Genomic DNA, 20989 nt, shown 5'->3' with positions numbered 1-20989 from the left:
TAGGACTAATCCATGAATTCAACCGCACTATCATCTCAAGCAAGCTGCCTACAGTTAAAAGGCTCCCTGCTTCCGCTAACCGTATTAGAACTCAGCTATTTCGAGCCGTCTCAGTTTTCAGCTGAGCTAGCCGCAAAAACAGAGCAAGCCCCCGATTTCTTTAAAAACTTGCCTGTCGTTATTGGCTTGGCAAAATTTGACGGTTCCAAGGGACCCGCAGATTTTGAGAAGATAATTCGAATTTGTAGCACCTTCTCAGTTAAACCTATTGCAGTGCGAGGGGGGAGTGAAACTCAGCAGATAGCGGCTAAACTTGCAGGCTTAGCAACATTGCCAGCACAGAAAGAAAAAACCTCGCCCGTAGAGGCTGAGCAAGCCGCCGTACACGCAATTGAAGACATTGTTGCGGCAACCGAAACAGCGGAGATAAAAGATGCCACATCCGCTAACTCAGAAACGCAAGACACTCAACCAACTGAAAAGACGGCTCAGCCAGCAGAAGACGCTGAAGTCGTAGAAGTGAAATCACACGAAACGCGTATTATCTATCAACCTGTCCGTTCAGGCCAGCAAGTCTATGCCCAAAATGGCGATTTAATCGTACTTGCTCAAGTTAGCGCCGGAGCAGAAATACTGGCTGACGGTAATATTCACGTGTATGGCCCTCTGAGAGGTCGAGCATTGGCAGGCGTTAAAGGAAACACCAAAGCACGCATTTTTTGCCACAGTCTAGAAGCAGAGCTTGTTTCCATTGCAGGACAGTATAAAATCAGCGAAGATTTACAAAATGGGAGTTGGAAGAAACCAGCTCAAATTCATCTTTCCGATGAAACATTAACAGTAAAAGCATTAGTAGAATAAGATCGAGTCGGCACTCTGTTGTAAGTGCTGCACTCATAGGATGATAGCATTAAGCACAATAGGCTCGCCTTATAATCAGATCCAAGTATAAAACCTGATTAGTGTGCGAAAAAGAATGATAGGGACAATCAGCAACGATTAACCATGACAAACGGGAAATAAACATTGGCTAAGATAATAGTTATTACATCAGGCAAAGGAGGTGTTGGTAAAACAACATCTAGTGCATCCATTGCAACGGGGCTGGCAAAACGCGGGCACAAAACTGTCGTTATTGACTTTGATGTGGGCCTACGAAACCTTGACCTCATCATGAACTGTGAGCGTCGCGTTGTGTATGATTTCGTTAACGTAATTAACGGTGAAGCAACGCTCAACCAAGCGCTTATCAAAGATAAGCACATTGACGACCTATTTATTTTGCCTGCGTCTCAAACACGCGACAAAGATGCGCTAACACAACAAGGGGTTGAGCGCGTTCTCAATGAATTGGCTGAGCGTTTTGAGTTTATCATTTGTGACTCACCAGCGGGTATTGAGCATGGCGCACAAATGGCGCTTTATTATGCAGACGAAGCCATCATCGTGACGAACCCAGAAGTTTCTTCGGTTCGAGATTCAGACCGCATTTTGGGCATTTTACAAAGCAAGTCCAAACGAGCTGAAATGGGTTCAGAGCCAGTAAAAGAGCATTTACTGCTAACACGCTACAACCCCGCTCGTGCAGAAACGGGTGAAATGCTTTGCGTTGAAGATGTGAAAGACATCTTAGCCATCAAATTATTAGGTGTTATTCCTGAATCTCCAACTGTTTTGAGTGCCTCAAACCAAGGTGTTCCAGTTATATTGGATGAAACCAGTGATGCCGGCCAAGCATACTTAGATGCTGTAGACCGACTATTAGGGGAAGAGCGCGAACATCGTTTCCTTGAAGTCGAGAAAAAAGGGTTCTTTAAAAGGATGTTTAGGGGGTAATAATGAGTTTTTTCGACTACTTCAAAACAAAGAAAACAAACACTGCGTCGATCGCCAAAGAGCGGTTACAGATCATTGTCGCCCATGAACGTACAAAGCGTGACCAACCTGACTACCTGCCAGAGCTTCAGCAGGAAATCTTAGCCGTTATTCGCAAGTATGTAGCCATCGACCAAGATCAAGTCCAAGTTCAACTGGATAACAACGGTAACTGTTCAGTGCTAGAGCTCAATGTAACTTTGCCCGATTGATAGTCATTACTTTTTGATTGTCCTTTACATCGCTTGGTAGGAGCGTCACTTTGGCGCAATAGTGTTAACATCCACACTATCGCATCGCAGCTCTCTCCTACCAAAGATCGTACTTCAAAAGATCGTACTTCACAGCTGAATCACCACTTAGCATAATGATCTTCCATAAAGCCTGGAATGCGCTCAAGCGCTATTTTTTCGCCTGATGAATCAATCATCCATCCACTAAAATAGCCAAATACTTGCTTGAAGTTTGAAGCAATAACTAATGCATTAATCTTTTCTTCTCGCTTTCCCATCGGCTGAAACGTAAGCGCTAAAAGACCATCTGTTGTTCTCACCTGCCATGAATTTTCGGGTTGGTAGCGGTCAAACTCAAAAATCGCCATATTAAGTTTAGTTAAAGTGCCATCGACCCACAGACAGTTTTCAGTTACGCCCGTTTCATTAACACCTGCCGCCAAGTTAAGCCCAACGCGCCGCCCATCAGCCAACATCCCAGAAAAACTTGCCCAATTCCAGGCGGTTTCTCTGCGCATAAACCCACAGCTCCAGTCCGAACTCGCTGAAGACGTTTCGGGTGACAAAATGTACTCTTTTCCGCTACAGCGAATCACCCCTTTAACCGCCAACCCCGCGGTTTTTTGAGTGTAAACCCAACCGTTATAGCCCGCTTTTGAGCAAACTCTTAGTGGGGCATACTCTTGAGGCTGAAACATCGTCGCATTTATCGATATATTTCGTCCAAGACTAACCGCTATATAGCGCTCACTACCACTCTCGTTTGTTGTGATTTCAACCTTACTTCCTAGCTGTTTAAACACGCTTTTTCCCGTATCAGGCCTGGTTTCAATAATTGTTCCGATAGACAGCGGCTGCAATAAACTTTTCTCAACAAGAACGCCTGTTTTCAAATCATACACATAGACAAACACATTACTGACCAACTTCAAATCAACAATCGCAATACCCGCAATAATGTCTTCACTCATCACGCCAATAAACTGAAACTGATTAAACGCCATTCGCTTACGAACACCTTCAATAGGTTTGTCCATCGGGGTTCTTAGATCGTACTTTAGGTAGTTAACCTCAGAAACCGGCAGATGTATTTCACCGAATATAGGACTGCCATTATCTTGAATTAACGTTGTCGTAGGCTTTTTCACTAGACCCCCTTTATAGTCAGTGCTCAATATATCTGATCATTATTATTTAATTGGACACGTTCTCCAACTAACGGCCAAGGTAAACTCGAACATTTTTACCAAAATGTATATGAATTATCATTTATAACCTTCAGTCAGTGATAAAATCCACCTGCTATCTATATGTTAATTAGCTGATTTTGTCCGATTTAGACTCGACTGCCTTTATTTATCAGGTGCTAATAACTCATAGGTTGCAGTCGGTCGCTGATATAACTCGAGCTTTTGCACTTAAGCTAGTTATACAATGCTGAACCTAATTTTTAACCCTCAATAAAGTTTAATTATGACTCGTTCTTTTTTATCTGCTATTTCAATAATACTTGCACTAACAACGACCATTGCCTCTTCTTTCGCTATTTCTAGCGAGGTGCCTATGGATGCCCCAGACTGGGAAGAGCAAACAACAGAGGGTAGTATTACTATATACACTCGCCCACACCCCAACTCCAACTTCAAAGCGTTTAAAGCCGTTACCATTATTGATGCTCCAATAAACAACCTGATGGCGGTTATGGCTAACCCTAAATCGTGTATGGAATGGGTATTAGGCTGCACCGTTGCGAGCGCCTTCGATGAAAAAAGCTTTAACGATCGCTATGCTTATTCTGTCAACGATATGCCCTGGCCATTCAAAGATAGAGACTACGTACTTCATATCAAGACAAGCAATGACCCTAAAAGCGGCATAATTTATATGCATATGAATGCAACAGACCATAAAAAAGCGATTAGTGACGAATATGAAAGAGTACATGTTGCTCAAACCATTTATTCGTTTGAGCCACTCGAAGACAACAAGACTAAAATGACTTGGCTACAGCACACAGAACCAGGCGGCATGCTTCCTGGCTGGTTAGTAAATGCACTGATTGTAGATATTCCAGTTCAATCACTTCAGGCACTAGAGCGTGCTGCTCAGTCACCTAAATACCAAGATGCGAACATCTTATTTGATTCACAAGGGATGATTATCGGCGTAGATTCAACGTTATCTCGCCAACAAACAGCAACACCTTAAACTTGCTGCTTTTCAAAGTTTCACCCTAGGGTTAGAATGCAGATAATAGGCATAAATGAAAAGGAACTCGCAATGACCCCTGTCGCACGCGACATCATGACTCCGCATGTTAAATCGGTCCCTCAATCGTGGACCATGCAAAAATTTGCAAAATTCTTATCTGACAACGAAATCAGCGGAAGCCCTGTTATTGACGAAGCGGGTGATGTCATTGGCATTGCGACCCTAAAAGATATTGCCGACTTTCATTTGAATAATGTATCAAGTGAACATGAAAAGAGGATGACTGAAGAAGACCAAAAAGAGGCTCGCCGCCTCAAACAGTTTATCTTCGAAGAGATGATCAATGTCCCTGTTGAAGTAAGAGACATAATGACGCCCATTGTTTTTTCTGTAGAAGAAGACGCCCCCGTAAAAGAAATTGCTGAGCTAATGATGGATGAACATCTTCATCGGGTTTTCGTCATTCATGCAGGTGAAGTCACAGGCATTATAACAACCTACGACCTATTAAAAGTCATCGCGGATGCACAATAAAACCTTAACACTGCAGCAACCGCATACTCTCAATAATGGCATAACATACGTTGTTCACATAACCCACTAGCTTAATCCAACATTGTGCTCATAGAGGTATTTATTGTATGGCTGTAAGCAGAAATAAGAAAAAAGCATACGTACTCGACACCAACGTCCTCATTCACGACCCGAGCGCTCTTTTAAGCTTCGAAGAGCATCAGGTCATCATCCCTATGACCGTCCTAGAGGAGCTCGACAAGCTCAAATCTGTAAAGCAATCGATTGCCGCTGATTGCCGACAAGCAATACGCATGATTGACCAACTGCTGGGTAACGCCACCCCCAACCAAATTGAAAAAGGCGTACCGATTAAACGTACCGAAAAATCCGACCCACTGGGGACCATTTCAATATTAATGCACCCCATAGATGGCAAAGGCCCCCACCTACCAGATCACCTCAACGACAATAAAATTATTAATAGCCTTGCAGACCTTCAATCACTTCATAAGAATCTTGAAATAATTCTCGTCAGCAAAGACATCAACATGCGCTTGAAAGCGAGAGGGTTTGGCGTTGAAGCACAAGATTATCATAACGACCAATTAGTAGACGACGTAGAGCTTCTTCCCTCTGGCTACACTGAATTTAAAAACTCATTCTGGGATAACATCGACAAGGTTGAGACCATACAGCGTGAAGGTGTCACCGAGCATATTCTTAAACGCGACGGAGTACTTTCAAATTTACATATCAATGAGTTTGTTATTGACGAGCAAGGTTTTGTAGGCAAGGTTATTGAACTTGATGATGAAAAAATTGTATTAGAAGATATTCGCCAAGATGAGCTCATGCAACAAGAAGCATGGGGACTAACCCCAAGAGACATCTACCAAGCAGTGGCGCTTCATTTATTACTCTCCCCCGATATTCACTTAGTAAATCTCACCGGAGCAGCCGGCTCAGGAAAAACAATTCTAGCACTGGCCGCAGCCATAGAAATGACAGTGGCCAGCAAACTATACAAACGCATTATTGCTACACGAAGCGTTCAAGGTTTGGATGAAGATATTGGCTTCCTTCCCGGCACAGAGACCGAGAAAATGGAACCTTGGCTTGGTGCTATTACAGACAACCTCGAAGCACTTCACCAAGACGATGAAAACACTCATGGTAGCGTCGAGTACATACTCGACAAGGTTCCGCTTCAATTTAAGTCTTTAAACTATATACGAGGGCGAAGCTTTCAATACAGCTTAATACTGATTGACGAGTCTCAAAATTTAACCCCCCATCAAATTAAAACCATTATTACCCGTGCAGGCACTGGCAGCAAGGTCATCTGTCTAGGCAACCTTGCACAAATTGATACCCCCTACCTCAGCCCACTAAGCTCTGGCTTAACCTATATGACGGAACGTTTTAAACGGTTCAAACATGGCGGACACGTTCACCTAAAGGGTGTACCTCGTTCGATATTAGCGGAATTTGCGGAAGCTAACCTTTAATTACACCACTGCAAGCGAACAACCTCGCTTGCAGTGGTGTCCTTTAACCTAGCATTAAAGAAACCAGCGCGAATCTTCGCTTGCCAACAGCCTTAACCCCATTAGTGCTTTTTGTAAGCTCTCCGTCATTTCTCCTTGCCTATAGAGTAAGTATACAGGGTGAGTAAACTCAGGCGCGCCAGGCACCCGCTCTAGCATACCCCGCTCAATATACTGCTTAACTACCCGTGTACGAAAATAACCATTCCCCCCCTTCTGCAGCAATACTTGTAGCGCGAGAGGTCCAAAGTTAAACGAGTAAGTAGTCTGTCTTGGTTGGGGCAGTGCTGCATCAAATTGATCGCGGAACGCTGGGCCCCAATCGACAAAAAGGTCAGGCGTTGGATTTTTTACAGACCTCACATGTATTAATTTTTCTTCCATTAACTGTTCAACAACAAAACCAGAGTAATAATTAGGGCGATGAACAATAACGGCATCAAGACTATTCTTACCGAGCTTTTCAATCAAATTCTCAGGGTCGGCAACTTCAGTGTGCAAGGCGATATTTTCTATATTCTTTTGAGCCCATAACACCCAATTGACCATTAGTGGTGTCCACAGGCTCGTTTCCCCACCAATACAGAGCCGAGTATCTACACCAGAGGGTAGTTTCATTTCTATTTGGGCTCTATCCCACAACTGCACCAGCGACGTAGCATAATCAACAAAACGCTCACCATCGGGCGTGAGTTTGGCGCCCGACCGGTTTCTTACGAACAGCTTACAGTCTAGCTTTGCCTCCAAACTACTTATTCGTGCAGTAACAGCCGTTTGCGTAACGTGCAAACGGTCAGCAGCTTCAAGAAAACTACCAGCACTCATTATTTCAAGAAACGTTCGAGCTAATTCGACATCCATGATTTCTACCGTATTTTAATATCAATAATATTGAATTGTTTATTTAAATATATTCATTATACAACTATTAACATCAACTATAGACTGCTGCCTTTCTGTTAGACACGCTGTATTTTGGTGCGAGCGCTCCATAATAGTGCCGCTCAAAGCCAATCCTCACGAGCAACTGCTAAAGCTAACACCCCAATTTAACCTAACTTAATCAGAGACTTTAGATAAGGCACCTGTTTTACATGACAAATTATTGGTTACGAGAAATAGCCCTAGTGTTAGGGGTTGAGCAAAACACCACGTCCCATTTGGAAAAACTAATCTCATCTTTAGGCGGCTTAGTGGGTATTGCGATAGTCTATCTCTTATCGTTAAGAATTGAAGGCGCTACACCTTCCGCCCTTATTGTGGCATCAACCGGCGCGTCTGCAGTACTTGTATTTGCGGTACCTCACGGCGCGCTATCACAACCTTGGCCGGTACTGGGTGGGCATATTATCTCGGCCATTATAGGCGTCGCCTGCTTCCAGTCTTTTGACAATGTCATTGTAGCAAGTGCTACCGCTGTTGGGCTCTCTATTCTCGCTATGTATTATCTAAGATGCCTTCACCCACCAGGAGGGGCGACCGCACTATTGGCAGTTATCGGTGGCGAGCCTATCCATAACATGGGGTTTGGGTTTGTCATCGACCCAATTCTAACCAATGTATCTATACTGTTACTTACCGCTGTAGCGTTCAATTATCTATTTAAGAGAAGACGTTACCCTGCGCATGGACTCACAAAGTCTCAGCGCATTAGCGCCCATAAGCGCACCAAACCAGCTCATGGATTAACCCAGGAAGACTTTACTGCAGCACTTCAGCAACTCGATTCATTTATTGATGTTTCAGCTGAAGACCTCAGTGATATTTTTGAGCGCGCTCTACAACACACCCAGTCATATGACTTTACTATCTCACCAAAGTCTATTTCAGCGGGCGTTTGCTACAGTAATGGTAAGCTAGGGCTAAATTGGTCAATTCGACAAGTGACCAAAGTTTCGGGTCAACACGTCTATTATGAAGTGGTAAGCGGAATGGGAAAAGGCGAAATAGCAAGCTGCTCGCGAGGCCGCTTTGCTATTTGGGCCCGGTATACTGTGATCCTTCAAGACAAAAACTGGGTCAGAGAATTACATATGTTGTCAGCTGAGGAGACTCAATCATGCTAGATTTAATATGCCCTTATGATACAGGCATATCATTAAAAATTAATAGTGCCCGTACTCAATCAATTGACTCAATCGCCTGGCCCCACCCTCTTTCTAAAGAGCTTAAACAGAGCCTTCATCAGAACGGTTCGTTTAAGGTTTTTCAAAAGGGTGAATCTATTACTGAACTCATGGATCACCCTGGCGCCATCTGCATTGTTGTGAGTGGCGTGTTAAAAACACAGGTGTCAGATATTAATGGCAGAGTCATGATTCTTGGTTTCTATCTTCAGGGCGACCTACTAGGGTTTGATGGCCCCGCCATGCGCAAGTCAACATATGAAGCCGTTGCCTTGTGCACGACCTACCTTTTCATTTTACCAATGGACAAATATTGGCAACTGCCCGAATCACCGCTATCACTGGCAAAGTGCCATGCTTCACTCATGGGGCAAGCGCTGCTAGAAGCCAACCGCAGAACCGCGTTAATTGGCAATTTAGACTCAGACCAAAAACTCGCTTATTTTTTGCTCAATATTGCGGCAAGAATGCACCATCAAAACTATGCAAGAGATCATTTCAACCTCCCCATGTCTCGCATAGAAATTAGTCATTACCTATTTGTAACAGCCGAGACCATTAGCCGTACTCTCACTCGCTTCCAAGAGAGTGGCTTTTTAACAGTTAAAAGAAGTGATATTCAGATAATTGAAAGCCAGTCATTGCTAGCATTACTCCACAAGCGCAATACCGAAACAACCTTAGCAAGTGACTATTGTTATTATGAGGACTGTCATTACAACGCTGTTTAGCGCATAAATTCATCTTTGCCTGACTAGGAACAGGTCTTACATTGCGGGTCTTTTTTCAGCTTCATTGTACGCCATTCCATCGTCATAGCGTCCAGTATTAATAATTTACCGGCAAGAGGCTGCCCTATGCCTGAAATAACCTTAACAGCCTCCATCGCCTGAACAGAACCAATAATCCCAACAAGAGGCGCCATTACGCCAGCCTCAGAGCACGTGAGTTGCTCTTCTGAAATATCAGAATATAAGCATTGATAACAAGGCGCATCCTGCGTGCGGCTATCAAACACCGACACCTGCCCTTCCATTCGAATAGCAGCGCCTGACACCAAGGGTGTTTTATGTTTAACGCACGCCTGATTAATAGCAAACCGTGTTGAAAAGTTATCTGTCGCATCGATCACAACATCTGCCTCAGATACCGCATCTAACAATGCGACACCGTCTAACCGCTCAGCCTGCACAATCACGTTAACTTTGGGGTTTATTTGAGCGACAGCTCTTTGCGCTGACACCACTTTCTTACTGCCTAAGTCTTCCATGGTATGCGCAACTTGCCTTTGCAGGTTTGATAATTCAACCTCATCAAAGTCAGCTAAGTGCAGCGTACCCACACCCGCAGCCGCCAAATAAAGTGCAATAGGTGACCCCAGCCCACCCAATCCGATAATAAGCACTCGACTCGAAGCCAGCCGAGACTGACCAACAATATCAAAAGCTGGTAGCATTATTTGACGACTATAACGCAATAATTCCTCGTCGTTAAAATCGTAATCATCACGCAATGTCATTACTACCTTCCTATCATCCTAACCAGCACCCAACAGTGACGCGGTCATTACCCGATAAATCTTGGTAACTTGTTACATCCCTATAGTCGCAATCTTTAAATATCTGCCGCACATCACTCGCTTGCTCAAAGCCATGTTCCACAATCAACCAACCTTGCAACCTTAAACAAACACGGGATTGCTGCGCGATATCAACAATATCCGACAAGCCATTTTGCGCAGCAACCAATGCAGATAAGGGTTCAAAGCGAACATCTCCTTGGCTTAAATGTGGGTCAGTTTCAGCAATATATGGTGGATTACTCACCATCAAGTCAACGCTATCGGGGTTTAACCCTTCACACCACGAGCCCACCTTAAAGGCCACTCGGTCTAGATCGTTAATCCGTGCATTGTCTTTCGCTAACTCAACAGCTTCCTCAGACTGATCTATTCCCATAACCGACCACAACGGCCTTTCTGAAGCCAACGCTAACGCGATTGCCCCTGTACCGGTACCGAGATCAACAACATTTGTAGGTTTATTAGGCAATAATTCAAGCGCGACCTCTACTAAGCGCTCGGTATCAGGGCGAGGAATAAGTGTAGACGGGTGAACCTTAAGTGGCAGTGACCAGAACTCTCTAACGCCTGTTAAATAAGCAATAGGTTCGCCGTTATTCCGGCGTTCAAGCAAGATCGAAAAGGCATCATATTGAGATTGTTCTAAGATTCTTTCTGGCCAAGTAAAAAGATAAGCTCTGTCTTTGTTTAACACATGACAGAGCAATACTTCTTTATCTAGTTCAGGCGTGTCTGAGTCAGGTACTTCTGCCTGACGAATCGCATCCGCAATACTGAGAGACATTAATCTTCGCTTAATGAAGCAAGAAGATCAGCCTGATACTCCTGCAGCAACGGTTCGATGATAGGGTTTAAATCACCTTCCGTCACTTCTGCCAATTTATACAGCGTAAGGTTGATGCGGTGGTCAGTAATACGCCCCTGAGGGTAGTTATATGTGCGGATTCGCTCCGAACGATCACCACTACCGACCAAACTCTTACGGGCATCAGCCTGCTCTTTATCCGCGGCATCTTTCTGAGAAGAATTTAACTTAGCCTGCAGCAGAGACATCGCTCGAGCTTTGTTTTTATGCTGTGAACGCTCATCCTGACACTCCACCACAATACCACTCGGCAAGTGAGTAATTCGAATAGCTGAGTCAGTTTTGTTTACGTGCTGACCACCAGCTCCAGACGCCCTAAAGGTATCAATTCTGAGATCACCTTTATTAATATCGATCTCTTCTAATGAATCAGCCTCAGGCATTACCGCCACCGTGCAAGCTGAAGTGTGTATTCGCCCTTGTGATTCTGTTTCAGGCACTCGCTGTACACGATGCGCACCCGACTCAAATTTCAACTGACCATAAACACCATCACCTACCAACCGTGTAATGATTTCACGATAACCACCATGCTCGCCTAGGCTTTCGCTCACCACTTCTACTTTCCAACGTTGCGTTTCGGCATAGCGGGAGTACATTCGAAATAAATCACCAGCAAAAATAGCCGCCTCATCACCACCGGTACCCGCACGTATTTCAAGAAATACGTTGTGCGTATCATTCGGGTCTTTAGGTAATAGAAGCTTTTGTAGCTCAAGCGCTAAAACTTCTTTACGAGACTCTGCATCAGTCAGCTCTTCCTGAGCCATTTCACGCATATCTGCATCGCCATCTTGAAGCAGCATATTCGCTTCTTCAATATCATTATCTACTTGCTTATAATCAGCAAAACACTTAACAACGGGTTCTAGTTCAGCATATTCTTTAGACAGGTCCCGAAATTTATTCTGATCTGAGATAACACCTGGATCGCTAAGTAGAGCGGCTATTTCTTCGTAGCGCTCACTAATGTTATCCAGCTTTGCAACTATTGATGCTTTCATCTTAGTGTTTTTACCATTATTCTGTGAAATCAAGTTACCGTATTCTATATGATTAAAGCCGAAATAATCATATTTTAGTAAGAAAATCTAATACTCAGAAAAGAAAGAGGGTGGCACAGCCTGCTTTAATGCTTATCTTCAGCGGTAGAATCTTGCTTGGAGGTCGGCAATTCAAACAACTCTCTTAGCCAGTCAGTGACCTCTATTCGCCCTTCTGCAGAGGCTTTACGCACTTGAACAGTTGGGCTATGAATAATTTTATTTGTCAAACCTCGAGCCAACCCTTTAAGTACCGCCTCAGGGTCGCCGCCGTTTCGAATCACTCTTAGTGCTTTCTCTACTTCAAGATCTCTAATATCTTCTACCTGACCGCGAAACTGCTTAAGCGTGCTAGTGGCCGATAACGCTCGGGTTTGAAACATAAAGTCAGCAGCACCACTTTCAACCAAGTGCTCTGCTTCTCGTGCAGCACCTTCTCGAGATTTTACGTTCTCATCAATGACCTGTTTTAAATCATCAACGGTATAAAGATATACGTCTTGTAGTTCGCCAACCTGAGGTTCTATATCACGGGGAACAGCAATATCTACCATAAATATCGGCCGATGCTTTCTCATCTTCAAGGCACGCTCAACAGCGCCTTTGCCCAAAATAGGTAACTGACTAGCCGTTGAGGCAATAACAATATCGGCATACGGAAGACGATCAGGGATATCCGACAAAAGAATCGCATCACCCTGAATTTCATTAGCAAGCTCTTGCGCTCTAGATAAGGTTCTATTGGCAACGGTGATATCACGTACGCCGGCTTCTTTTAAATGTCGCGCCACCAGCTCAACGGTCTTACCCGCACCAATTAAAAGCGCCCTATTTTTGCTCATATCGGTGAATATATTACTCGCTAAGTGTACTGCAGCATACGCAACTGAAACGGGGTTTTCGCCAATGGCGGTATCGGTTCTAACACGCTTGGCAACTGAAAAGGTTTGTTCGAAAAGCCGCCCTAACTCTCCACCGATGGTTTGAGCATCACGCGCAGTGGCATAAGCAGACTTTAACTGCCCTAAAATTTGAGGTTCGCCTAAAACTAATGAATCGAGACCACTAGCAACTTTCATCATATGCCTAGCAGCGTCTTCATCCCAGTGCGCATAACTACATGACTCGAGCTCGCCCAATTGCAAATCATGATAATTCCCTAACCACTCAAGCAAGGCTCGGCTACCTTCAAGTTCAGTCGCGCAATAAAGCTCTGTGCGGTTACAGGTCGATAAGATAGCCACTTCGTTCACCACAGAAACCTGTTGAGCTTCCTGAAGCGCAGCGACTATTTTTTCTGGCGAAAAGGCAACCTTCTCGCGTACTGCAACCGAGGCAGTTTTATGATTAATACCTAACGCCAGCAACGCCATATAATCTGTAAAACCTTTACTGAATTTCGAATAATTCGCATTTTACAGGGCCCCTAGCAATAAGACCACAGAACCCTGCATTACAGTTGTTAATAATTGTCACGAGAGACAGATAATAGTCAGAATGGGGTTATTATTCCTTGATTAAAGCCAATAAATGCTACGAATAGAAATAACGACATGCTAATTTAAAAATATTAATGGCAAACTTAAAAGATTGCGCCCTAACCGCATAAGCAAATGATATTTAGTAAAATTACCGTCATTTAATTTTTACTTGTGATAGTAGGCTTATTTTTTTTCTTGTGTCATCATAAAGCATAATAATTGCTGCGACTAAATAACAATATGAAATTCAGTATGAATAACACCTCTAAAGCGCTATCCACTATCGTACTTTCTGCTTTGATTACAGGCTGTTCAATGCAGTCACTCAATAAGCAGCCAACCTCAGATAATTTAGTAGATAACACACCCAAGCAAACAGACGACCAATTCCCCCTCGCTGACCCAGAAATCGAGTATGCAGAGTTTGATGCAGAAACCATGTATGCGCTGTTAACCGCAGAAATTGCAGCTCAACGCGGACGCTACGACATCACCCTTCTAAACTATGTCCAGCAAGCCCGCGACACTAAAGACCTGGCCATTATTCAGCGTGCATTTCGAATTGCTCAATTTCTAAAAGCAAGCAACGCTCAACTCCAGCTTTCAAAAACCTGGGCAGAAGTAGAGCCTAACGACATAGAAGCCAACCAACTGGCAGCCTTCCATCATGCTCGCAACAAGAAGTATGAAGAAGCAATGGTTTATATGGAGAGAATCATCGAGTTAGGTGGCGACGCCGACTTAGATAGATTAGCCGCACACTCAAAAACACTTACACACGAAGAACAGCAAACATTACTCAACCTTTATACGGCTTTATACCAACGACACCCCGAAAATAAAGAAGTTATCTATAGCCTTGCCGTAATGCAAAAAAACACCGAGCATACCGGTGAGGCCATTACCACCTTAGCCCCGCTACTAAAAAAAGACCCTGAATTTCAACCCGCTGTGCTATTACAAGCAGGGCTACTTTATGACCAAGGAAAGTTAGACGAAGCCACCCAATACCTAAAAGAGCAGACCGTTATTTTTCCTGAAAACCGAAAAATGGGCACACTGTACGGCCGACTACTTATCGACAGCAAACAACTCGATGAGGCTCAGTCAGTATTCAAAGATCTAATGGAACGATTCCCAGAGGCTGCAGGCTTAAGGCTATCTTATGCTCTAGTCTCATTAGAAAATAAAGATGAAGATGAAGCCATTGAACAATTCAACCTACTTTTAGACGCTCAGCAGCACACCAATGAGTCTCATTTTTATCTCGGTAGAATCGCAGACAGCAAAAAAGACACAGGTAATGCAATCCACCATTATTTAAATGTAGAAAGCGGCACACATTTTTACTCCTCCATCTCTAGAGCTAGTTTTTTATTGGCTCAAGAAGGACGTCTTAATGATGCATTAATGGGCCTAGAAAAATTACGCCAAGCCGCACCCGACCAAGCAGAAAACTTTTGGCTAATAGAAGTTAACCTACTGCTCGACATTAACGAAGATGACCTCGCATTAGGCTCTATCAACATAGCACTAATGGACTTCCCAAAGAACTCCAAACTCCTCTATTCAAGGTCTATGCTACTAGACAAAGCAAACAGACTTGAAGAGATGGAAGCAGACCTACGCACTATTTTAGCGGCTGAACCCAATAATGCCGTTGCACTTAACGCGCTGGGCTATACCCTTGCAGATAAAACATCAAGACTAATGGAAGCCTTTGACCTTATCTCAAAAGCGCATGAACTAAACCCAAACAACCCTGCAATCCTTGATAGTATGGGTTGGGTTTACTACAAAATGGGCAACCTTGAAAAATCACTTGAGTACCTAACATTAGCCTACTCGCAATTCCCTGACCCTGAAGTAGCCGCCCATTTAGGTGAAGTTTTATGGCAAAAAGGGAATAAAGATGAAGCGCTTAAGCTTTGGCAAGAATCCCTTAAAGGAAAGAGCACCAACACCATTGTCCAAGACACCATGCAGAAACTAGGCGTAACATTTACTGATGAGCCAACCACCCAGCAACCATAACTCGACAACCAAGATGAGACACTCAGCACTCACATCAAAGCCACCTTTCTGGGCTTTTAGCTTCCTGCTGGTACTACTGATACAAGGGTGTGCAAGCACCCCAGAGACACCCTTAACCTTAACGCTCACCCAACCCCATAACTGGCAGACGACGATTGCTCAAATATCAGCAATTGACCACTGGGCATTCTCAGGAAAGATAGGCGTGAGGGTGCCTGAGCGAATCGATAGCGCCGTCATCAATCGCTGGCAACAAGACGACAACCAGTTTACTATCGACCTATCATCAGCCATCTTCGGTCTTGGCGCCACCCGCATAGAAGGCAACCCTGATTTTATTACCATGACAGAATCAGGAGAAGAACCTATAACGTCTTACAACCCCAGAGGACTCATCCAGCAGCATATCGGATGGCCACTTCCTATCGCACAACTAAGATACTGGGTTAAAGGTATTCCTGCACCCGAACGAACACAAACAGACCAAGTAACCGCACTCAAGTTTGACGACAAGGGTCAACTATCTCAGCTCAATCAAAATGGCTGGCAGATCAACCTCTCTAAATACGCCCTTTTCGGCCAAGTTAACCTGCCCCGAAAAGTCGTTTTGCGGCAACATCAAGCCAAAATAACCGTTATTATCAATGAATGGCAACTACATTAAGAGCAGTATGAAGCAAACAACACTCACCCTACCCGCACCTGCTAAGCTCAACCTATTTCTTCACATTAACGGTAGACGGAAAGATGGCTACCATGAGCTCCAAACGCTATTTCAGTTTATTGATCGCTGCGACACCCTGTGCTTCACAACAACATCTGACGATAACATACAGGTAAGCCCTCCCATAAAGGGCGTCCGTCTTGAGGACAACCTCATCTACAAGGCCGCAAAACTTCTGACCCCCTATAAAACGGCCACGTCTGGAGTATTGATTAATATCGACAAAAAATTACCCATGGGAGGAGGTCTTGGCGGCGGCAGCTCAGATGCCGCCACAACACTGGTTGCCCTTAACACGCTTTGGCAGTGTAACCGAAGCACCGAGCAACTCATGGCGCTAGGTCTATCCCTCGGCGCAGACGTCCCTATATTTGTTAGAGGTCAAGCATCTTGGGCTGAAGGTGTAGGCGAAATATTAACGCCCGCCAACCCCATTGAGTCTTGGTACGTAATCCTTACACCTGACTGTCACGTAGACACCGGTGAAATTTTTTCTCACCAACGCTTGACAAGAGACACGCCAAAGATGAAAATAGCGCCCGCTCTTGAGGGAGACGTCAAGAACTACCGCAATGACTGTGAGAACATTGTTAGCGAACTCTATCCAGAGGTAAAGCTTGCAATTGAAACACTTAACAAGCACGGTAGATCAAGACTAACAGGAACAGGCGCATGCGTATTCGCAGCATTTGATTCTAAAGAAAAAGCTGAATTAGCCTTTTCTAAACTTCCCAAAAGCATTAAAGGTTTCATAAGTAAAGGACTCAACTCCTCCCCCTTATTGCGTTGAGACCAAACCTAACTGAAGAAACTGAAAGAGTATCATAAATGATATTACTGGGGTGTCGCCAAGCGGTAAGGCAACGGGTTTTGATCCCGTCATGCGTTGGTTCGAATCCAGCCACCCCAGCCATTATTCTATCTCCTCCTCATACTAAATCCGATAACTATCCAGAAGGTATTCGTCGTGTCTAAGTTAATGGTATTTACTGGTAACGCTAATCCAAAACTGGCTGCTCAAGTCGTTGAGGCTCTCCACATTCCTATGGGAAACGCAGTCGTTGAAAAGTTTAGCGATGGGGAAATCTCAGTAGAAATCAATGAAAATGTACGAGGAAGAGACGTTTTCATCATTCAGCCGACCTGCCACCCCACCAACGACAACATCATGGAACTTATCGTAATGGCTGACGCCTTACGTAGAGCTTCAGCTACTCGAATCACGGCCGTTGTACCTTATTTTGGTTACGCACGACAAGATCGTCGTGTTCGCTCAAAGCGAGTCGCTATTAGCGCGAAAGTAGTTGCAGACATGATGACAGGTGTAGGCATAGACCGCCTTTTAACCGTAGACCTTCATGCCGATCAAATACAAGGGTTCTTTGATATCCCCGTTGATAACATTTACGCAACGCCGGTTCTAGTTGACGATATCGAACGCGCCAATTACGAAAACTTCATGGTTGTATCACCAGACGTAGGTGGTGTTGTTCGCGCAAGAGCCATGGCAAAACGCCTAAACGATGTCGATTTAGCAATCATTGATAAGCGTCGCCCAAAAGCAAACGTATCTCAAGTAATGCATATCATCGGCGATGTAAAAGGAAAGACCTGTATTCTTATCGATGACATCGTTGATACTGCAGGCACACTTTGTAAAGCTGCTGAAGCACTTAAAGAACACGGCGCTGAAAAAGTAATTGCATATATTACTCACCCAGTACTCTCAGGGCCTGCAATTGAAAATATTACAAATTCAACTCTCGACGAGTTGATCGTGGCTGACACCATACCACTTAGTGACAAAGCACAAAAATGTGGTAAAATCCGCCCCCTTTCGATGGCCAGCCTACTTGCAGAGTCCATTAGAAGGATTTGCAACGAAGAATCAATCAGCGCCATGTTTGACTAATAATTGATCACTCTGACAACTAAACACTGTCGAGAATACGTATTTTGATAGCGGGCTTCCACATGGAAGCTCGTTGTCGTATTAGCCGGCGGCCTTAGCCGTCATTTGAAATAGCCATACTGCTGATCTGGTCGCAAGATTACAGTAACGGTTTATATATTTATTGAGGAATAACAAATGACTGATGCATTTGTAGTTAACGCAGTAGTTCGTACAGACAAGGGGAAAGGTGCGAGCCGCCGCCTTCGTCGTTTAGAGAACTTGGTTCCAGCTATCATTTACGGTGGCGATAAAGAGCCTGTATCTTTAACACTTAAGCACAATGAGATCATCAAGTCTTTAGAAAGTGAAGCTTTTTACTCTCACATTCTGACCATCAGCATTGACGGCACAGAAGAAAGCGCAATCTTGAAAGACCTTCAGCGCCACCCTGCACGTGAAGAAATCATGCACGTTGACTTTTTGCGTGTAAGCAAAAACCAACCTATCACTGTAAACGTTCCTCTTCACTTCAACAACGAAGAGCAGTGTGTTGGTGTTCGATTAGAAGGCGGTGCAATCTCTCACCAAGCTTCAGATGTTGAAATCAGCTGCCTACCTGCTGATCTTCCTGAGTACATCGTAGTTGACATGACTGATGTTCACGTAGACACCATTATTCACCTGTCAGACCTTACTCTTCCTAAAGGCGTTACCATTACTGCACTACAGCACGGCGAAGACCACAACATGCCTGTTGCAGCAGTACAAAAGCCTAAAGGCGAAAAAGTAGAAGAAGGTGAAGAAGCTTCAGAGGAAGCAGGCGAAGAATAAGCCTCCCCCCTCACGTCAAAAGAGAGCCCCACATAATGTCGAACAGTATTCGCTTAATCGTTGGTTTGGGAAATCCAGGCAAAGAATATGAGAATACCCGCCATAATGCTGGGGCTCTTTTTGTTGAAGCGCTTGCAAAAAGTGCAGGCAGCAACCTCAGACCCGAAAGAAAATACCACGGACTTTATGCCAAAGTTAATGTTCACGGTAACGACCTACACCTTTTAAACCCTACCACCTTTATGAATCGTAGCGGACTTTCCGTTAACGCTCTCTGCCAATTCTTTAAAATCCAACCTGAAGAAGTTTTAGTCGCGCATGACGAACTCGATATACCCTGTGGCACCCTTAAGCTAAAGCAAGGCGGCGGCCATGGCGGTCATAACGGGCTACGAGATATCATTAGTCACTTTGGCGGCAACAAGCAATTTTATAGACTGCGCCTAGGAATCGATCACCCTGGCAGCAGCGAGCGCGTAACTGGCCATGTATTAGGCAAAATCGGAAAACAAGAAAGCGAGCAACTCACCGCTGTGTTTGACGAAATAGACAGAGTGCTCCCTGAGATTATTAATGGCGATTGGCAAAAAGCCATGAACCGCCTTCACGCCTTTAAAGCCTAACAGCACCGTTTCACACCTAAACCAATACAGAATCCCCTTTAAGCAACCCGACACCATTTATTTGCATCCTGTCTGCAGGTATAATGCTGCATCTTTTTTATACACTCTTGTTAGAGATTATGTCTATGGGTTTCAAATGTGGCATTGTCGGCCTACCAAACGTAGGTAAATCGACTCTATTTAACGCGCTTACCAAAGCAGGTATAGGTGCTGAGAACTTTCCGTTCTGCACCATCGAGCCAAATGCTGGTGTTGTCCCTATGCCCGACCCACGCCTAGATAAGCTTGCAGCCATCGTCAAGCCTGAGCGCGTACTTCCAACCACCATGGAGTTTGTCGATATTGCAGGCCTTGTTGCAGGCGCTTCAAAAGGTGAAGGTCTAGGCAACCAATTCTTAGCCAACATTCGAGAAACAGATGCAATCGCACATGTTGTTCGCTGTTTTGAAGATGACAACGTTATTCACGTTGCATCAAAAATAGATCCCGCTGCCGATATTGATGTAATCAATACCGAATTAGCGTTATCAGACCTTGATAGCGTTGAGAAAGGGGTCAAACGCTTAGGCCGAATCGCCAAAGGCGGCGATAAAACAGCCAAAGCACAAATAGATATTTTAGAAAGACTACTACCTCACCTAAATGAAGCCAAACCCGTTCGCACCGCCGGCCTCACAGATGAAGAGCTAGCCCTTCTACAAGAGCTTCACTTGCTGACCATTAAGCCAACAATGTATATCGCAAACGTTGACGAAGACGGATTCGAAAACAACCCGCACTTAGACACCGTTAGAGCGATTGCAGCAGAAGAAAACGCACTTGTAGTGCCTATCTGCAACAAACTTGAAGCAGAGATTGCCGAGCTAGATGATGAAGAAAAAGAAGAGTTCCTTGCAGACCTAGGCATGGAAGAAGCAGGCTTAGATCGTGTAATCCGTGCGGGGTACTCTCTTTTAGGCCTTCAAACCTACTTCACTGCCGGCGTAAAAGAAGTTCGCGCATGGACAGTTCGCATTGGAGCCACAGCCCCTCAAGCAGCTGCCGTTATTCATACCGACTTTGAAAAAGGCTTTATTCGTGCAGAAGTAACCGCCTATGATGACTTTATCGAGTTCAATGGCGAGCAAGGCGCTAAAGAAGCTGGGAAGTGGGGCTTAGAAGGAAAAGAGTACATCGTAAAAGATGGCGATATTATGCACTTCCGCTTCAACGTCTAATTAATTACGATTTTTAGCAACTTGTTATAGTTTCCTGAGATAAGGGGGTTGACAACCCCCTGCAAAAACAACAAAATACGCGCCTCAAATGTTGCGGCTACATAGCTCAGTTGGTTAGAGCACATCACTCATAATGATGGGGTCCCAAGTTCGAATCTCGGTGTAGCCACCATTTTTATTCTTATAA

General features: G+C 44.4%; 21 protein-coding genes and 2 tRNA genes. 17 read left to right on the top strand and 6 right to left on the bottom strand.

Annotated elements, in window-relative coordinates:
- Positions 1–12: 12 nt before the first annotated feature.
- From minC to minE, 3 genes are all read left to right on the top strand, one after another.
- Positions 13–861: a septum site-determining protein MinC gene (gene minC, locus NKI27_RS04270; protein ID WP_265048454.1), complete on the top strand. Its 849-nt coding sequence runs from the start codon at positions 13–15 to the stop codon at positions 859–861.
- A gap of 165 nt (positions 862–1026) precedes the next feature.
- Positions 1027–1836, top strand: a complete 810-nt coding sequence (gene minD / locus NKI27_RS04265) for a septum site-determining protein MinD (protein ID WP_265048453.1) — start codon at positions 1027–1029, stop codon at positions 1834–1836.
- 2 nt (positions 1837–1838) lie between these two features.
- Positions 1839–2087, top strand: a complete 249-nt coding sequence (gene minE, locus NKI27_RS04260) for a cell division topological specificity factor MinE (protein ID WP_265048452.1) — start codon at positions 1839–1841, stop codon at positions 2085–2087.
- Positions 2088–2227: 140 nt separating this feature from the next.
- Here minE and NKI27_RS04255 read toward each other — a convergent pair whose 3' ends face one another.
- On the bottom strand, positions 2228–3256 hold the full coding sequence (locus NKI27_RS04255; protein ID WP_265048451.1) for a DUF2804 domain-containing protein: 1029 nt from the start codon (positions 3254–3256) through the stop codon (positions 2228–2230).
- Between the two features lie 325 nt (positions 3257–3581).
- Between NKI27_RS04255 and NKI27_RS04250 the strand changes: the two genes are divergently transcribed.
- The 3 genes from NKI27_RS04250 (at position 3582) to NKI27_RS04240 (ending at position 6343) form a co-directional block, all read left to right on the top strand.
- Positions 3582–4316: an START domain-containing protein gene (locus tag NKI27_RS04250; protein ID WP_265048450.1), complete on the top strand. Its 735-nt coding sequence runs from the start codon at positions 3582–3584 to the stop codon at positions 4314–4316.
- Between the two features lie 72 nt (positions 4317–4388).
- Positions 4389–4853 (top strand): CBS domain-containing protein, encoded by a 465-nt coding sequence (locus tag NKI27_RS04245; protein WP_265048449.1) that lies wholly within the window; start codon positions 4389–4391, stop codon positions 4851–4853.
- 107 nt (positions 4854–4960) lie between these two features.
- Positions 4961–6343, top strand: a complete 1383-nt coding sequence (locus NKI27_RS04240) for a PhoH family protein (RefSeq protein WP_265048448.1) — start codon at positions 4961–4963, stop codon at positions 6341–6343.
- A gap of 54 nt (positions 6344–6397) precedes the next feature.
- On the opposite strand, the gene NKI27_RS04235 is transcribed toward NKI27_RS04240, so the two are convergent.
- The gene (locus tag NKI27_RS04235; RefSeq protein ID WP_265048447.1) at positions 6398–7243 is read right to left on the bottom strand and encodes a LysR family transcriptional regulator; all 846 of its coding nucleotides are present in this window, start codon (positions 7241–7243) and stop codon (positions 6398–6400) included.
- A 233-nt stretch (positions 7244–7476) separates the two neighbouring features.
- Here NKI27_RS04235 and NKI27_RS04230 point away from each other — a divergent pair, with 233 nt between their 5' ends.
- A complete protein-coding gene (locus tag NKI27_RS04230) occupies positions 7477–8448 on the top strand; it encodes an HPP family protein (RefSeq protein ID WP_265048446.1) in 972 nt (323 codons plus the stop codon).
- The gene (locus NKI27_RS04225; RefSeq protein WP_265048445.1) at positions 8442–9239 is read left to right on the top strand and encodes a Crp/Fnr family transcriptional regulator; all 798 of its coding nucleotides are present in this window, start codon (positions 8442–8444) and stop codon (positions 9237–9239) included. Before NKI27_RS04230 ends, NKI27_RS04225 begins: the two co-directional genes overlap by 7 nt.
- Positions 9240–9262: 23 nt before the next feature.
- Here the strand turns inward: NKI27_RS04225 and NKI27_RS04220 are convergent, their stop codons facing one another.
- From NKI27_RS04220 to hemA, 4 genes are all read right to left on the bottom strand, one after another.
- Positions 9263–10027, bottom strand: a complete 765-nt coding sequence (locus NKI27_RS04220) for a HesA/MoeB/ThiF family protein (protein WP_265048444.1) — start codon at positions 10025–10027, stop codon at positions 9263–9265.
- A gap of 13 nt (positions 10028–10040) precedes the next feature.
- A complete protein-coding gene (gene prmC / locus NKI27_RS04215) occupies positions 10041–10874 on the bottom strand; it encodes a peptide chain release factor N(5)-glutamine methyltransferase (RefSeq protein WP_265048443.1) in 834 nt (277 codons plus the stop codon).
- Positions 10874–11959, bottom strand: a complete 1086-nt coding sequence (gene prfA, locus NKI27_RS04210) for a peptide chain release factor 1 (RefSeq protein WP_265048442.1) — start codon at positions 11957–11959, stop codon at positions 10874–10876. The genes prmC and prfA overlap by 1 nt, the downstream gene beginning before the upstream one ends.
- Before the next feature lie 125 nt (positions 11960–12084).
- Positions 12085–13371: a glutamyl-tRNA reductase gene (hemA, locus tag NKI27_RS04205; protein ID WP_265048441.1), complete on the bottom strand. Its 1287-nt coding sequence runs from the start codon at positions 13369–13371 to the stop codon at positions 12085–12087.
- A gap of 360 nt (positions 13372–13731) precedes the next feature.
- Between hemA and NKI27_RS04200 the strand changes: the two genes are divergently transcribed.
- The 9 genes from NKI27_RS04200 to NKI27_RS04160 all read left to right on the top strand — a co-directional run bounded on the left by NKI27_RS04200 (position 13732) and on the right by NKI27_RS04160 (position 20974).
- Positions 13732–15513, top strand: coding sequence for a tetratricopeptide repeat protein (locus NKI27_RS04200; RefSeq protein ID WP_265048440.1), 1782 nt, complete (start codon positions 13732–13734; stop codon positions 15511–15513).
- Positions 15488–16177 carry a lipoprotein insertase outer membrane protein LolB gene (lolB, locus tag NKI27_RS04195; protein WP_265048439.1) on the top strand — a complete coding sequence of 230 codons (690 nt, stop codon included), beginning with the start codon at positions 15488–15490 and terminating at the stop codon, positions 16175–16177. The genes NKI27_RS04200 and lolB overlap by 26 nt, the downstream gene beginning before the upstream one ends.
- A gap of 7 nt (positions 16178–16184) precedes the next feature.
- Positions 16185–17027 (top strand): 4-(cytidine 5'-diphospho)-2-C-methyl-D-erythritol kinase, encoded by an 843-nt coding sequence (ispE, locus tag NKI27_RS04190; protein ID WP_265048438.1) that lies wholly within the window; start codon positions 16185–16187, stop codon positions 17025–17027.
- 48 nt (positions 17028–17075) lie between these two features.
- Positions 17076–17150, top strand: a tRNA-Gln gene (locus NKI27_RS04185).
- Positions 17151–17216: 66 nt separating this feature from the next.
- Positions 17217–18149, top strand: coding sequence for a ribose-phosphate pyrophosphokinase (locus tag NKI27_RS04180; RefSeq protein WP_455168459.1), 933 nt, complete (start codon positions 17217–17219; stop codon positions 18147–18149).
- Positions 18150–18326: 177 nt separating this feature from the next.
- On the top strand, positions 18327–18962 hold the full coding sequence (locus NKI27_RS04175) for a 50S ribosomal protein L25/general stress protein Ctc (RefSeq protein ID WP_265048436.1): 636 nt from the start codon (positions 18327–18329) through the stop codon (positions 18960–18962).
- Positions 18963–18997: 35 nt separating this feature from the next.
- Positions 18998–19585 carry an aminoacyl-tRNA hydrolase gene (pth, locus tag NKI27_RS04170; protein WP_265048435.1) on the top strand — a complete coding sequence of 196 codons (588 nt, stop codon included), beginning with the start codon at positions 18998–19000 and terminating at the stop codon, positions 19583–19585.
- A gap of 125 nt (positions 19586–19710) precedes the next feature.
- Entirely contained in the window at positions 19711–20802 is a 1092-nt protein-coding gene (ychF, locus tag NKI27_RS04165) for a redox-regulated ATPase YchF (RefSeq protein ID WP_265048434.1), read from the top strand.
- Positions 20803–20897: 95 nt separating this feature from the next.
- Positions 20898–20974, top strand: a tRNA-Met gene (locus tag NKI27_RS04160).
- The last annotated feature ends 15 nt before the right edge of the window (positions 20975–20989 follow it).

Source organism: Alkalimarinus alittae (genome assembly GCF_026016465.1).
Classification (GTDB): domain Bacteria; phylum Pseudomonadota; class Gammaproteobacteria; order Pseudomonadales; family Oleiphilaceae; genus Alkalimarinus; species Alkalimarinus alittae.
The sequence above is the reverse complement of the archived record's forward strand: the minus strand, read 5'-3'. Positions and strand labels throughout refer to the sequence as shown.